This is a genomic window from Candidatus Palauibacter irciniicola, from assembly GCF_965208695.1.
Taxonomy (GTDB): Bacteria; Gemmatimonadota; Gemmatimonadetes; order Palauibacterales; family Palauibacteraceae; genus Palauibacter; species Palauibacter irciniicola.
In genome coordinates this window covers 3,371,334-3,385,348 of sequence record NZ_OZ242352.1, presented here as the reverse complement: position 1 = coordinate 3,385,348, position 14,015 = coordinate 3,371,334, and the positions used below count along the sequence as shown (strand labels likewise).

The window sequence follows — 14,015 nt, the reverse complement described above, 5'->3', positions numbered from 1 at the left end:
CGTCCCCAACCGAGAGGAAAGATCCATGAGAACCGCACTGCGCAGACGAACTTCGACCGGACGGGCCCTTCCGCTTGGAGTGATCGCGGTCCTCTTCTCCGCGGCCTCCGTCGCCGCCCAGGACGTCGCGGGCATCGTGCTCGTGGAGCCGTTCAAGGTGGGGACGTTCGCGATCAGGGACGTTCCGCGCGTCGGGCTCGTGCTGCGTGACGCCTTCGTGGTCGACATCGAACTGGCGAACGAAGTCCTCGAGCGGAACCGCGCGTATCCGAGGGTGCCGGCGCCCACGGACATGCTCGACCTCATCGGCCGCTACGAGTACGGCCTCCAGCGGCGCCTGTACGAGATCGTCAACGAGACGATCGCCTATCAGCGGCTCTCCGGCCCCACTCGCGCGGACTACGTCTACGATGTCGGTGAGGTCCGGATCCTTCCGCCGATCATGTATCCGGGCAAGATCCTGAACGCGGCGAGCAACTTCTACAGCCGCGTCGCCGCGGACGCGCCCGAAGGCGAGCAGGAGGAGGCGGTCCGCCAGCGCCGTGAGAACCGGGGCGTGCCCTACCTTTATCTCAAGCCGTCGCGCGGCGCCGTGGTCGGGACCAGCGAGCGGATCGTGATTCCCCACGGCCGGAGCCAGACCGACTGGGAGGTCGAACTGGGCGTCGTCATGGGGCGGGCGGCGAAGTACGTGGCCTCCGAGGATGCCCAGGCGACCGTATTCGGGTACACGGTGACGATCGACGTGTCCGACCGCGGCGGGCGTCCCCCGGGCGGCAACCCCACGCCTTCCGACTGGCTGGTCGAGAAGGGGCACGACACGTTCGCGCCCATGGGCCCGTGGATCGTCCCGAAGGAGTTCTACGGCGACCCGATGGAGATGCTGCGGCAGACGCTGGACGTCGGCGGCGAGCGCATGCAGGAGGCGACCGCGGGCGACATGATCCACTCGCTGTGGGAGTTGATCGAATACGCGTCCTCGATCGTGACGCTGTTCCCGGGCGACGTGATCAACCTCGGCACCTCCGGCGGAGTCGGCGCGGGCGAGGCGCGATTCCTGCAGCCGGGCGATGTCGTCACGGCGACGATCGACGGGATCGGCACGATCGAACTCCCCGTGGTGGAGGGGCCGGAGCCTCTCGGCAACATGGGCGTCCGGCTGCCGCCCGTGAGCACCTACCGGCGGGATCCCGGCTCATGAGGGCGCTGCTGGCGGCCGCGGCCCTGGCGTTCTCCGTTCCGCTGTCCGCCCAGGCAGGACCGGAGATCGAGATTGCGGAGCCCTTCAAGGTGGGGACGTTCGAGATCGACGGCGCTCCGCGCGTGGCCCTCGTGCTGCGCGACGCGCTGATCGTCGACATCCAGGAGGCGAACCGGGAGCTCGAGCGAAACCCCGCCTATCCGCCCGTCCCGCCGCCGGCCGACATGATCGACCTCATCGGCCGCTACGAGTACGGGGTCCGGCTCCGGCTGTACGAGATCGTCAACGACCTCGTGGCCCGGGGCGGGCTGTCCGGGAGCGGCAGAGCCGACTTCGTCCACGATCTCGGGGACGTGCGGGTCCTCCCGCCCATCATGTACCCGGGGAAGATCCTGAACGCGGCGGTCAACTTCTACAGCCACGTCAACGAGGCGGGCACCGAGGAGGAGCGGCGCGAAGCCCGCCGCCAGCGGCGTGAGAACCGGGGCGTGCCCTATCTCTTCCTGAAGCCGACGCGCGGCGCGGTGATCGGAGCCGACGACCGGATCGTGATCCCCTTCGGCCGGGACCGCACGGACTGGGAGGTGGAACTCGGCGCTGTGATCGGGCGCAGCGCCAAGTACGTGGATGCCCGGGGTGCCGAGGACCATGTGTTCGGGTACACGGTGACGATCGACGTGTCCGACCGCGGCGGGCGGCCGCCCGGGGGCAACCCCATGACGTCGGACTGGTTCGTCGGGAAGGGTCACGACACGTTCGCGCCCATGGGTCCGTGGATCGTGCCCAAGGAGTTCTACGGCGACCCGATGGAGATACTGCGCCAGACGCTGGACGTGGGTGAGGAGCGCATGCAGGAGGCGACCGCGGGGGACATGATCCACACCCTGTGGGAGCTGATCGAGTACGGGTCCTCGATCGCGACGCTGTTCCCCGGAGACGTGATCAACAACGGCACCTCGGGCGGCGTCGGCATGGGCACCGCGGTGCGCGGCGAGACGCGATTCCTGCAGCCCGGCGAGGTCGTCAGCGCCTCGATCGACGGCATCGGCACCCTGACGCTGGAGGTGGTGGCCGAGACGGAACCGCCCGGCGGAACCGGCGCCCGGCTCCCGGCCGTCCGCAGCTATCGGGGCAACCGCTAGCGTCACGGGAGCTCCTGCTCGGAGCGGCGGATGACGCCCAGGCCCGCGTTGGGGTTGTGGATGTGCACGGCCCTCGTCGTCGGGAGCATGGTGGGCTCGGGCGTCTTTCTGCTGCCCGCCTCGCTCTCGCCGTACGGCGGGATCAGCATCCTCGGCTGGCTGGTGAGCGCGGGCGGGGCCATGTGCCTGGCGCTCGTGATGGCCAGGCTGGGCGCGTTGATTCCGAAGGTCGGCGGCCCGTACGCCTTCGCGCGCGAGGGTTTCGGCGATTTCATAGGATTCTGGGTCGCGTGGTCCTACTGGATCTCGCTGCTCACGGCCAATGCCGCCCTCGCCGTGGCGACCGTGAGCTATGCCACCGTCTTCTGGCCCATGCTGGGCGCTTCTCCCGTCGCCGGAGGCGTCGCCTCCCTCGTCGCGCTCTGGAGTCTGACGTTCGTGAACGCCTGGGGCGTGCGCACGGCGGGGCACGTGCAGCTTGTCACAACCGTGCTCAAGCTCCTGCCGCTGGCGGCGATCGGGACCATCGGCTTCCTCTACTTCCAGCCCGAGCACTTCCGGCCGTTCAACCCCGCCGGGGGCAACCCCATCGCCGCCGTTACGGCGACGGTGACGCTCACGCTGTGGGCCTTCATGGGACTGGAGGCCGCGACCGTCCCCGCCGCCGACGTTCGGGATCCCGCGCGCACGATCCCGCGGGCCACGATCCTCGGCACCGTGATCGCGGCGTTGATCTTCATCATCAGCACGTCCGCCGTGATGGGGATCATCGCGCCGGCGGACCTCGCGGTCTCCACCGCGCCCTTCGCGGACGCGGCCGGATCGATCTGGGGGAACGCCGGCCGGCTCGTGATCGGAGCGGGCGCCACGATCGCCTGTTTCGGCGCGCTCAACGGCTGGATCCTGCTCTCCGGCCAGCTTCCGCGGGCCGCCGCGCAGGATGGCCTCCTTCCCGCCGCCTTCGCGCGGCTCAGTCCGCGCGGCACGCCGTCCTTCGGGCTCATCTTCGCGGCGGGCGTCGCGACGATCCTCATCTCGATGAACTACACGCGCGGCCTCGTCCAGGCCTTCACGTTCCTCATCCTCCTCTCCACGCTCGCGACGCTGCTCGCCTACGTGTTCGCGAGCGCGACCGCCCTGCTCTTCGCCGTTCGCGAGCGCTTCGCCGTGAGGGACGACGCGCGGGAGCCGCGGACCCACGGCACCGCGGCTCCCGTGGGGCGGCTGATCGTGGCCGTCCTGGCCTTCGGGTTTTCCTTCTGGGCCATCGCCGGGGCGGGCCCGGAAATCGTGTTCTGGGGCTTCCTCCTCCTCGTGGCGGGCGTCCCCGTGTTTGTCGTGATGCGGGCCCGGGGCGGCTGACGCCCGCTCAGTCGCCGGCGGCCGCGCGCTCGAGAATCCGGAGGAACTCGTCCAGGGCGGTGCGGCCCTTGTCCCGCGCGTAGTAGCGGCGCACCTCGCGATACCGGTCCGCCGTGTCGAGCTTCATCCCCTCCGTCATCACCCACTCCTGGATGGGCGCCGGCCGGGGACCCCACCACCCACGCTCGCGGAGCGCCTCGTCGTAGACGATGAGGACCGGAATGGACCGGCTCGTCCCGTTCGTCAGATGGGCGTCCATCAGGTCCGGGTTCTCGTCCCGCAGGAGGACGCGCAGTTCGATGTTCCCGGCGGACTCCGCCAGGCGATCGAACACGGGGAGGGTGTTGATCGCGTCCCCGCACCAGTCCTCGGTGAGCGCGATGACGTTCCACCGGCCGGGGATGGCGCGGGCGCGTTGCCGGGTCTCCTCGTCCACCGCCGCGCGGCGGGCCAGCGCGTGCCAGAGCTCGCGGTTCTTCTCGACCGTCTCCAGGTACTCGGAGAACGTCGGGGCGCTGTGGAATCGGTTTCGGTTCAAGCTCGGGAACCCTCGTGCTGCGGTCGGTGCGGGGGCGGCGGCGCCGACGATGCCTGTGGCGCCGCGGCCAGCGAAGGTACGGGCGCCCACGTAGCTTCAGCCAGATGAACGGGCGGGTGCAAACCGAAGCGAGGTTCGGCGTCTCGAGCATGGTGGCGCCTCTGCGGCGCGTGGCGATGCGCCGGCCCGGCCGGGCGACGCTGGAGGCCGATCCGGCGCGCTGGCACTACGCGGGGCCCATCGAGCCCGACCGGCTGCTCCGCCAGTACGATGCGATCGCGGCGTGCGTCGCGGCCTCCGGGGCGGAGATCGAGTGGATCGAGGGCACGGAGGACGACGGGCTCGCCGACGCGATGTTCCCCTTCGATCCCTCCTTCATGACGCCCGGCGGCGCCATCCTGCTGCGGCCGGGGAAGGCGTTGCGGCAGCCCGAGGTGGCGAGCCACGAGGCGCTCTATCGGCGTCTCGGCCTGCCCGTGATCGGCGCCATCGAGGCCCCGGGGGTCGCGGAAGGCGGGGATCTGATGTGGGTCGACGAACGCACGCTCGCGGCGGGGCGCGGCTTCCGCACCAACCAGGCGGGCGTCGACCAGCTCCAGGCCATGCTCGCGCCACTCGGGATCGAAGTCCGGGCGTTCGATCTCCCGATGTGGCACGGAAGCGCCGCCTGCCTGCACCTGCTCTCGCTCGTGAGTCCGCTGGATCGGGACCTTGCGCTGGTTTATCCCCGGCTCTTCCCGGTCGCGCTCCACGAGTTGATGCGCGAGCGCGGCATCCAATGCCTCGAGGCGGGGGATGAGGAATTCGCGGCCTCCGGGGGGATGAATCTCAACGTCCTCGCGACGGCCCCGCGGCGCGGCATCGCGCTCGACGGATTTCCGGAGACCCTCCGGCTGATGAGGGACGCGGGCTGCGACGTCACGTGCTTCGACGGCGACGCGCTCTGCATCCCGTGCGAGGGCGGCCCGACGTGCCTCACGCTCCCCATCCTCCGCGACGACCGCCCCTTCACACCGGGAACGAACCCATGAATCGGACCTTGAAGCGCATCGTCATCGGCATGCTCGTCGTCATCGCGGGCCTGTTCGCGGTCGTCTACGGCGTCGGGAGTTCCCTGCCCCAGGACCATGTCGCGGCCGTGAGGGCCGGGTTCTCCGCTTCGCCGGAGGAGATCTTCGCGACCATCGCGGACTACCGGGCCTACCCCGAGTGGCGTCCCTCCATCGAACGCGTGGAGGAACTCCCGGCCCGCGACGGCAACCCCGCCTGGGTGATGCTCGACGCCACCGGCCCGCTTCCCATGGAGTTGACGGAGAGCGAGCCCCCGACCCGGCTCGTGACGACGATCCTCTCGGAGGGCATGCCCTTCGGCGGCCGCTGGATCTACGAGATCGAACCCGCGGCGGGCGGAGCGACCGTGACGGTCACCGAGGAGGGCGAGGTGTACAGCGCCGTCTTCCGCTTCGTGAGCCGCTACATCATGGGCCACCACGCCTCGGCGTCGCTCTTCCTTACCGACCTCGGCGGCCGCTTCGGCGAGGACGTCACCGTGGACGTGGTCCGTTAGCCGACTCCGTCACCGGAATCGGTCGCCCGATTCCGTCAGCCGGCGAAGAACTCCCGGATGCCGCTGAGGCACATCTGGCAGCCGATGGCGAGCAGGATCAGGCCCGAGAAGCGCTCGAAGATCCGGATCGCGCGGCGGCTCAGCGCGTGCGAGAGGAAGCTGGCCGCCAGGAGCACCGCGAGCACGCCCACCGACGCGACGAACACCGCGGTGAGCGTGGCGACGGGGATCCCGATCAACGCGCCGGCCTCATCGAGCGCCAGCGTGATCGCGGCGGTGATCGACGCCGGCCCCGCGATCAGGGGCATGACGAGCGGAACCCAGAGGTGGTCTTCGGTCTCGCCCGGATCCCGGCGTACGCCCGTGATCCCGAACCCGGCGCCGCGGAGCATCTCCAGCGCGGCGAGGATGACGACGAGGCCGCCCGCCGTCCGGAACGCGGCGAAGCTCACGTCGAAGAGGTCCAGGATGCGCGCGCCGGCCACGGTGGCGACGGTCAGCACAATGAGCACGCCGACGGCGACCTTCACCGCCGCGCGCCGCAGTTCCGCGCGCGAGAACCCGTCCGTCGCCGCGAAGAAGAAGGGCAGCTCGGCGAGCGGGTTCGTAAGCGCGATGAGGGCGATGGAGCCGTAGAGAATCTGGTCGATCACGGGGACACGATATTCCCGCCCGCCCGCCGGCGCGACCTTCGCACCCGTGGCCGGAAACGCGCGAATCCCGCATGTTGGCAGGGTTCCAGAAACCTGTCGTCCGGACTCCGGGGGAAGCCATGAAGCGCCTCACGTTCGCGGCCATCGCGCTCGCCCTGCTCGCACCGGCAGCCACCGCTGCCCAGCAGGAGCGGTCCTACGATTACTTCGCTCCGCAGCGGGAGATGATCCAGCGCGGCGTCCAGGCCATCCTCCAGTGCAACGGCCTGTTCACGGGAGACCGGACGCTGGAGCAGGTCTTCGAGCAGGAACTCGCCTACCTGCGCGACCCTGTCGGGACGGCCGAGGGCGGCGACTACGTCGTCGACTGGGAGAGGAAGGCGGTCGCGATCGGCGAACCCGGCGCGATCCCGACCATGAGGGCCGCATTCCGCGAAGGGATCGGGTGCGTGATCCTGTCGCCGGAGCAGACCTTCGACGACATCGACGACCTCCCGATCCTGACCACGACCCGGCCGGACGGCAATTCGGCGGGGGCGGCCTGGCCGGACGGCGACCTCGTCATGAGCCGCCCGCTTCCGCGCGGTGTCGATCCGGTGGCCCTCGAGGCCGCGTCAGACTGGACCTTCGATCGCGAATCCCCGGAGCAGGTGACGCTCAGTCTCATCGTCCTCCACGACGGGGAGATCATCCACGAGCGCTACGCTCCCGGCGTGGACATGTTCACGAAGACCCGCACCTGGTCGACCGCGAAGAGCATCGCCTCGACCCTGATCGGCATGCTCGTCGACGAGGGGAAGCTGGCGCTCGACGAGCCCCTCCCCTTCGACTGGCTGCCCGAGAACGCGGGCTCTCCGGAGAACGACCCCCGGCGGGAGATCACGCTCCGTCACGTCCTCAACATGTCCAGCGGACTCTATCCCGTGGACAGCTGGGGCATGGAGTACGCGACCGGGTCGGGCTTCTCCTACTGGGCCGGAGAGAGTTCGGTGCACGGCGCTCGCAACCGCTCGCTCATGCAGGAACCCGGGACGTTCTGGGACTACGAGAACTACGACACGCTGCTCGGCGTGTACGCGATGAAGCAGGTGATCGGCGACCCGCAGGCCTACCTCGAGTTCCCGCGGGAACGCCTCCTCGACAGGATCGGGATGCGGAACACGCTCCTCAGCACCGACCGCTTCGGCGACTTCATCATGAGCAGCCAGGTCTACACGACGGCCCGGGACCTGGCCCGCTTCGGGCTCCTCTACGCGCAGAACGGGATGTGGAAGGACGAGCGCCTGATCTCCGAGGAGTGGATCGACTTCGTGCGGACGCCGGCCCCCGCCACCTCCGAGACCGGCAACTTCTACGGCGGCCAGTTCTGGCTCGTGCCGGACGACCGCACGGACGTGCCGAAGGACGCCTACTCCACCGCCGGCAACCGCGGCCAGTTCGTCGTCATCGTCCCGTCGCACGACGTCGTCATCGTCCGGCGAGGGCTCGATTACGGCCGGCAGGGCTTCGACCGGTGGGACATGACGCGGGAGGTCCTCAAGGCGTTCGAACCCGTCGCCACGAACCCCTGACGCCACACGGCGCCGGGGTCGGGTCCAGCGAGGGTCAGACCCAGCGGCCGCCGTGGAGTTGGAGGACGAAGGGGTTGGTATCGCGCTCCAGCGCCACGGTGGTCTCCGGGCCGTGGCCGGGGTAGAGGCGGGTCTCGGGCGGTAGCGTCAGCACCTGCGACCGGATGGACTCCATGAGCACGCCGTAGTTCCCGTTCGGGAGGTCCGTCCGTCCGATCGACCCGCGGAAGATCACGTCGCCCACGAGCGCGACGGGGTGCGACGTGGAGACGAAGATCACGTGCCCGGGCGCGTGGCCGGGCGCGAACAGGACCTCGAATTCCGAGCCTCCGAAGACGATGTTCGTGCCGGGGACCAGGTCGATGTCGGGCGGCGGCGGCTCCACGCAGGGCACGCCGAACGCGAGGGCCTGGTTCGCGATGTTGTCGTAGAGCGGCCGGTCCAGCGGGTGGAGGTAGATGGGGGCCCCGGTCTCCGCCTTCGCCTCCTTCAGGCCATCGATGTGATCCAGGTGGGCGTGTGTGACGAGGAGTGCCGCGATGTCCAGGTCGCGGGCGCGCGCCTCGGCCAGCGCCTCGGGTGTCGCGGCTCCGGGATCGACCAGAAGCCCGGTGCGGCCGTCCTCGCACACCACAAGCAGCGTGTTCTGCACGAAAGGTCCGCCTGTGAACGTCAGAATCTCGATGTTCTCCCCCTCGATCCAGCAGCCGGTGGCAAGAGCCCCGCTGCGTTCGAGCGGTGCTCCGGCGGGTGAGGCGGAGTCTATCCGCGGCGCTGCGGGGCGGCAACGGAATTTCGGCGGATCTTCACGGATTTGCGCGCCGCGAGGCGCCCCGCGATGATGGCGCGATGAACCTCACCCCCCGCCGCGCGGACCTCGCGCGCATGCTGGATCTGGCCCTCCCGATCGTGACGGTTCAGGTCGGCATCATGATGCTGGGCGTCGTGGACACGCTCATGGTCGGCCGCCTGTCGGCGACCGATCTCGCCGCCGTCGGCCTGGGCAACATCTACTTCTTCCAGATCGCCGTGTTCGGGATGGGCGTGCTCATGTCCCTCGATCCCATCGTCGCGCAGGGCGTGGGGGCGGGGGACCATGAAGCCGCCGCCCGGGGGATTCAGCGGGCGTTCGTCCTCACCCTGTTTCTGACGGCGATCACGTCCCTGCTCTTCCTGCCCGCGGCGCGCGTGTTCGCCCTGCTGCGGCAGCCCGCGGATGTCGTGCCCGTGGCCGGCGGATACGCGCTGGGGTCGATCCTCGGGATGCTCCCCTTCTACGCGTTCGTCGTGCTCCGGCAGAGTCTGCAGGCGATGCATCGCGTGGCGCCGATCGTGTGGACGATCGCGGGGGCGAACGTCCTGAACGCCTTCCTCAACTGGGTGCTGATCTACGGCAATCTCGGGGTTCCGCGGTTGGGGGCCGTGGGCTCGGCGTGGGGGTCGAGCCTGGCGCGCTGGTGCATGGCGGTCGCGCTTCTCTGGCTGTCCTGGTCCTCCATGCGTCCCTATCTGGGCCGGTTCCGGCGCGAGGCGCTCGATCGGGGCGCGCTCGTGCGCATGGTGCGGCTCGGCACCCCGATCGGCTTCCAGCAGCAACTCGAGTTCGGCGCGTTCGCCGTGATCGGCGTCATGATGGGCTGGCTGGGCACCGAGGCGATGGCGGGGCACCAGATCGCGCTCAACCTCGCCGCGCTCACCTTCATGGTGCCGTTCGGGATCGCGGCCGCTTCCGCCGTACGCGTGGGACGCGCGGTCGGACAGGAGGACATGGACGGGGCGCGGCGGGCCGCCGCCGCGGGGATCCAGCTCAGCGGCGTCTTCATGCTCGCGACCGCGGGCGCCTTTCTCGCCTTCCCGCGCTTCTGGGCCGGCCTCTACTCGCACGATCTCGCGGTCATCGCGATCGCGGCCTCCCTGATCCCGATCGCCGGCGTCTTTCAGGTCGCCGATGGCCTCCAGACCGTCGCGGCCGGCGTCTTTCGCGGCGCCGGAAACACCTTCACGCCCTTCCTGGTCAACGCCCTCGGCTTCTGGCTGCTCGGCGTCCCGGTCAGCTACTTCCTCGCCTTCCGTGCCGACTGGGGCCCGCGCGGCCTGTGGTGGGGCCTGGCCGCCGGACTCGCCGTCGTGGCCGTCCTCCTCTTCGCCCGCCTGCGTCGAGTCCTCGGCCGCGAGGTGCGCCGGGTGGCCATCGACTCTACAACGTGACCGTAGCGCCGTGTGTCCGATCTAATGGATGACGGACGACAAGCGACGGATTTCATGAGTACACGACGACGGTTGCGGCAACGGTTCCAATTCTCCCTTCGGGCGGCCCTCCCGGTGGCCGTTGCGGGCTTCGCGCCGGCGGCGCTCGGCGCGCAGGCGGGGAATGTTCACTACCTGCGTTCGGTGCAGTTCGACTTCGAGGTGCCGGAGCGCATGGCGGCGTTCCGCGACCGCCTTGCGGCGCAGAACACGGCCTCCATGGTGCTCCGCTTCGACGGCGCCCGATCCATCATGATGCCGGACCCCGATGAGGAAGCGGCGGCCCCCCGCGGCGGCGCTCGCGACTCCGACCGCATGGATCGCCGCGCCCTCGGGCTGGCGATGCGGCTCAGAATGGGCTCGGCCTCCCGCAGCGACCAGGAGGATGTGGTTCAGGCCTATGTGGACTTCGGGAGCGGCGCGATGACGGAGACCCGCGAGTTCATGGGGCGCACGTTCCTGATCGCCGGAGACCGGCCTGCGTATGCATGGAAGCTCGGAACCGAACAGCGCGAGTTCCTCGGCTACATGGTGCAGCAGGCGACGGCCGTCCACGACGGATCGGAGATCGAAGCCTGGTTCACGCCCCAGATCCCGGTGCAGGCGGGCCCCGGCCAGTACGGCGGGCTCCCCGGCCTCATCCTCGTGCTCACGGTCGACGGTGGAGACCTCCTCTACTCGGCGACCGAGGTGAACCTCGATGGCCTCGGCGATGTCGCGATCGCCCCGCCGACGGACGGGGAGATGGTCACGCGCGAGGAGTACGAAGCCCTCGTGGCGGAGAAGCTCGAGGAGATCCGGGCCACGCGCGGGGCCGGCAACCGGCGCCGTCCCTTCGACGGAGGGCTCCGATGAGGCGGCCGGCACGGATCCTGGCGCTGCTCGCGATCGGGGTGGCGTTCGCGGCGGTCTCGCCCCGCGCCGCGGAGGCCCAGGCCGAGTACACCGTGAGCGGCGTGATCGCCGACACGGACGGCGCGGGGCTGAACGGCGCCATGGTCGTGGCGCTGGCGAAACCCGACTCGGTCCTCACCCGGTTCACGACCTCCAACGGAGACGGCGTCTTCGCCCTCGGAGATCTCGGACCCGGGGAATACATCCTGCAGGTCACCCTGCTCGGATACGGCACGGTGCGGCAGGACCTCTCCCTCGCGGGCGAGGACGTGAACGTCGGCACGATCAACCTCGAGGTGATGGCGGTGGAGGTGGACCCGCTCGTCGTCACCCTCGACCACGTCCCCTTCCTGAACCGGCGGGACACCCTCGGGTACAACGCGCTCGCCTTCCGGACCCGGCCCAACGCCACGGTGGAGGACCTCCTCCGGCAGCTTCCGGGGATCGAGGTCGAGACCGACGGATCGATCACGGCGCAGGGCGAAGAGGTCGAGAACGTCCTCGTCGACGGGCGGGAGTTCTTCGGGGGCGACCCCACGATGGCGACCCAGAACCTGCCCGCCGAGGCCGTGGAGAAGGTGGAGGTCTACGACAAAGAGTCGGACATGGCCGAGTTCACGGGCATCGCCGATGGCGAGGAAGAGCGGACGATCAACCTGGAACTCAAGGAAGAGGCGCGCTCGGGCTACTTCGGCCGCACGTCGGGCGGACTCGGGGCGGACGTGGACAACGCGTCCGCGGCGCCCGGATTCGGCGAGTCGGTGGCCGCGCGGCGGCTGGCCGGCGGCGAATCCGGGACGGTGGCCGGCGGGATTCCGTACGCGGGCGCCGTGTCGATCAACCGCTTTTCGCCCACCACGCAGCTTGCCCTCCTCGGGAGCGCGAACAACGTGAACCAGGCCGGGTTCGGGTGGGGCGACGCCATGTCGTTCGGCGGACGGGATTTCGGCCGAGGCGGCGGGGGCGACGACGGGCTCACCGAGACCCGCATGCTGGCGTTCAACGTCAACCACGACTTCGGCGGGAACGACGACCACTGGATCCGGACGAGCTACCGCATCAGCACGCTCGACAACTTCCAGAACGAGACGCGACAGCAGGAGCAACTCCTCGGCACGAGCGCGTCATCCCTCGTCGACCGAGCCACGCGCACGGACACCGAGAACTCGTCGCACCGCGTCAACCTGAACTCCCAGTTCACGCTCGCCGAGGGCCACGAACTGCGGCTGCGCGGAAATCTGAACGCCCGCGCCTCGCTCCTCGACCGCGTCGACTTCCAGGACACGCGCTCCGGCACCGGGCAGTTTCTCACGGCCGCGGCGACGAACTACGACGTGGACAGCGATGATGTGGGCGGCGATGCCCGGCTCACGTGGCGCAAGCGGCTCGACGACAGCGGGCGGAGCCTCTTCGCGGAGGCCCGGGTGAACCTCAGCGATTCGGACCGTCTGACGAACCTCGCGTCGTCGATCGAGGGCAACGTGGAGAACCCGCGGGCACGGGCCGGCGACGTACTGCAGGAGCAGACGAATGTCGGTCAGACGCTGACGCACTCCGTCCGCCTCTCGATGACCCAGCCCATGCCCTGGGAATCCATGCTCGAGGTCTACGGCGAGCGGAGCGCGACCGCCGAGGACGAGAACCAGTCGGTGTTCGACATCGGGCCTGACGGCCGCACGCTGAACCCTCTGCTCACCTCCGGGTTCGAGCGGACGTACAGCTATCTGCGCGGAGGTTTTCGCTTCAACCGCACGAGCGAGGCCGGACGGTTCGTGCTCGGACTGCGCCTGCAGGGCTCGAATCTGGAGGGGACGATCCTCGACCGGAGCGAGGAGATCGCCAACGGGTACACGCACGTCCTGCCCAACGCCGAATACCGGATGCAGGTCGACGACATGCGCACGCTCCAGTTCCGGTACTCGACGTCGACGCGCGAACCGCGCATGACGGATCTCCAGCCCTTCGTCGACAACCGCGACCCGCTGCGGATCCGGGTGGGGAACCCGGACCTGCAGCCCGAATACACGCACCGCCTGCGGACGGAGTACCGTTTCTTCGACACGTTCAGCTTCGTCAACCTGTTCACGTGGGCGAACGTCAGCGTCACGACGAACGACATCGCCCAGTCCCGCACGGTGACGCAGCGGGGACTGCAGACGATCTCGCCCGTGAACCTCGGGAACGCGTGGTCGGCGAACGGCGGCGGAAGCTTCGGGCGGCCGCTGCGCTGGCTGGGCGGGCAGGTGGACCTCAACTATGACCTGGACTACTTCAGCTCGAACGAGTTCGTGAACCAGGTCGAGAACCGGAGCCGGTCGCTGTCGCACACGTTCGGGATCGAACTCGAGAACCGCGCCAAGGAGGACTACGACGTCCGCGGCGGCGCCAAGGTGACGCTCAGCGACGTCAGCTATTCCCTGAACGAGGAGTTGAACGAGGACTACGTCAACTCGACGCTGTACGGGAGCGCCGACTTCTACCTCGGTGCGTGGACGCTGGGTACGGAGTTCCAGTGGCGGCTCTACGACCAGGATCTGTTCGGCCCGGGGCGGAACGTCGCGCTGTGGGAGGCTTCGTTGCAGCGCCGCATCCTCAACGACCAGGCCGAGATCCGGCTGGTGGCGTTCGACCTTCTGGGCCAGAATCAGGGGGTGACGTACACGAACTCGCCCGGCTTCATCCAGGAGCGCCGGGTCGAGTCGCTCACGCAGTACGTGATGTTGAACTTCACCTGGTATCTCGGGAACCGTTCGATGGCCGGCGGGGGTGGCAGGGATCGCGGCGGAGACCGCTTCCGCAGGTAGCCCGAAGAGAGCTTCCGGCATAGCGCGGGGGTCGTC

Annotated in this window: 12 protein-coding genes; 9 read left to right on the top strand and 3 right to left on the bottom strand. The window is 69.4% G+C overall.

All coding sequences use genetic code 11. The features are described from left to right. Positions 1–79 precede the first annotated feature (79 nt). Genes ACOGI9_RS14685 through ACOGI9_RS14675 form a run of 3 tightly spaced genes read left to right on the top strand, consistent with a single transcriptional unit; the run spans position 80 to position 3,705 of the window. Positions 80–1,201 (top strand): fumarylacetoacetate hydrolase family protein, encoded by a 1,122-nt coding sequence (locus ACOGI9_RS14685; RefSeq protein WP_419857844.1) that lies wholly within the window; start codon positions 80–82, stop codon positions 1,199–1,201. Then, complete coding sequence (locus tag ACOGI9_RS14680) at positions 1,198–2,343, top strand: fumarylacetoacetate hydrolase family protein (RefSeq protein ID WP_419857843.1); 1,146 nt, start codon at positions 1,198–1,200, stop codon at positions 2,341–2,343. Before ACOGI9_RS14685 ends, ACOGI9_RS14680 begins: the two co-directional genes overlap by 4 nt. Positions 2,344–2,373: 30 nt before the next feature. After that, on the top strand, positions 2,374–3,705 hold the full coding sequence (locus tag ACOGI9_RS14675; RefSeq protein ID WP_419857842.1) for an amino acid permease: 1,332 nt from the start codon (positions 2,374–2,376) through the stop codon (positions 3,703–3,705). Positions 3,706–3,712: 7 nt separating this feature from the next. On the opposite strand, the gene ACOGI9_RS14670 is transcribed toward ACOGI9_RS14675, so the two are convergent. Beyond that, entirely contained in the window at positions 3,713–4,243 is a 531-nt protein-coding gene (locus ACOGI9_RS14670) for a thioredoxin family protein (RefSeq protein WP_419857841.1), read from the bottom strand. A 116-nt stretch (positions 4,244–4,359) separates the two neighbouring features. On the opposite strand from ACOGI9_RS14670, the gene ACOGI9_RS14665 reads away from it, so the two are divergent. Both ACOGI9_RS14665 and ACOGI9_RS14660 read left to right on the top strand, forming a co-directional pair. Then, positions 4,360–5,274 carry a dimethylarginine dimethylaminohydrolase family protein gene (locus tag ACOGI9_RS14665; protein WP_419857840.1) on the top strand — a complete coding sequence of 305 codons (915 nt, stop codon included), beginning with the start codon at positions 4,360–4,362 and terminating at the stop codon, positions 5,272–5,274. Continuing rightward, complete coding sequence (locus ACOGI9_RS14660) at positions 5,271–5,810, top strand: SRPBCC family protein (RefSeq protein ID WP_419857839.1); 540 nt, start codon at positions 5,271–5,273, stop codon at positions 5,808–5,810. The genes ACOGI9_RS14665 and ACOGI9_RS14660 overlap by 4 nt, the downstream gene beginning before the upstream one ends. A gap of 35 nt (positions 5,811–5,845) precedes the next feature. Here the strand turns inward: ACOGI9_RS14660 and ACOGI9_RS14655 are convergent, their stop codons facing one another. Next, a complete protein-coding gene (locus tag ACOGI9_RS14655) occupies positions 5,846–6,463 on the bottom strand; it encodes a MarC family protein (protein WP_419857838.1) in 618 nt (205 codons plus the stop codon). Positions 6,464–6,582: 119 nt separating this feature from the next. Between ACOGI9_RS14655 and ACOGI9_RS14650 the strand changes: the two genes are divergently transcribed. Further along, positions 6,583–8,034, top strand: coding sequence for a serine hydrolase domain-containing protein (locus ACOGI9_RS14650; protein ID WP_419857837.1), 1,452 nt, complete (start codon positions 6,583–6,585; stop codon positions 8,032–8,034). 34 nt (positions 8,035–8,068) lie between these two features. Here ACOGI9_RS14650 and ACOGI9_RS14645 read toward each other — a convergent pair whose 3' ends face one another. Continuing rightward, positions 8,069–8,686 carry an MBL fold metallo-hydrolase gene (locus ACOGI9_RS14645; RefSeq protein WP_419857836.1) on the bottom strand — a complete coding sequence of 206 codons (618 nt, stop codon included), beginning with the start codon at positions 8,684–8,686 and terminating at the stop codon, positions 8,069–8,071. Positions 8,687–8,883: 197 nt separating this feature from the next. Between ACOGI9_RS14645 and ACOGI9_RS14640 the strand changes: the two genes are divergently transcribed. The 3 genes from ACOGI9_RS14640 to ACOGI9_RS14630 are packed head-to-tail and all read left to right on the top strand — an operon-like array spanning position 8,884 to position 13,979. After that, the gene (locus ACOGI9_RS14640) at positions 8,884–10,242 is read left to right on the top strand and encodes an MATE family efflux transporter (protein WP_419857835.1); all 1,359 of its coding nucleotides are present in this window, start codon (positions 8,884–8,886) and stop codon (positions 10,240–10,242) included. Positions 10,243–10,296: 54 nt separating this feature from the next. Beyond that, positions 10,297–11,136, top strand: coding sequence for a GLPGLI family protein (locus ACOGI9_RS14635; protein WP_419857834.1), 840 nt, complete (start codon positions 10,297–10,299; stop codon positions 11,134–11,136). Then, positions 11,133–13,979 carry a TonB-dependent receptor gene (locus ACOGI9_RS14630; RefSeq protein ID WP_419857833.1) on the top strand — a complete coding sequence of 949 codons (2,847 nt, stop codon included), beginning with the start codon at positions 11,133–11,135 and terminating at the stop codon, positions 13,977–13,979. The genes ACOGI9_RS14635 and ACOGI9_RS14630 overlap by 4 nt, the downstream gene beginning before the upstream one ends. Positions 13,980–14,015: the final 36 nt, after the last annotated feature.

Excerpts from the sequence above, each read along its gene's own strand:
- ACOGI9_RS14680 (WP_419857843.1), top strand. The coding sequence starts at position 1,198 with ATGAGGGCGCTGCTGGCGGCCGCGGCCCTGGCGTTCTCCGTTCCGCTG.
- ACOGI9_RS14675 (WP_419857842.1), top strand. The coding sequence starts at position 2,374 with ATGACGCCCAGGCCCGCGTTGGGGTTGTGGATGTGCACGGCCCTCGTC.
- ACOGI9_RS14660 (WP_419857839.1), top strand. The coding sequence starts at position 5,271 with ATGAATCGGACCTTGAAGCGCATCGTCATCGGCATGCTCGTCGTCATC.
- ACOGI9_RS14650 (WP_419857837.1), top strand. The coding sequence starts at position 6,583 with ATGAAGCGCCTCACGTTCGCGGCCATCGCGCTCGCCCTGCTCGCACCG.
- ACOGI9_RS14640 (WP_419857835.1), top strand. The coding sequence starts at position 8,884 with ATGAACCTCACCCCCCGCCGCGCGGACCTCGCGCGCATGCTGGATCTG.
- ACOGI9_RS14635 (WP_419857834.1), top strand. The coding sequence starts at position 10,297 with ATGAGTACACGACGACGGTTGCGGCAACGGTTCCAATTCTCCCTTCGG.
- ACOGI9_RS14630 (WP_419857833.1), top strand. The coding sequence starts at position 11,133 with ATGAGGCGGCCGGCACGGATCCTGGCGCTGCTCGCGATCGGGGTGGCG.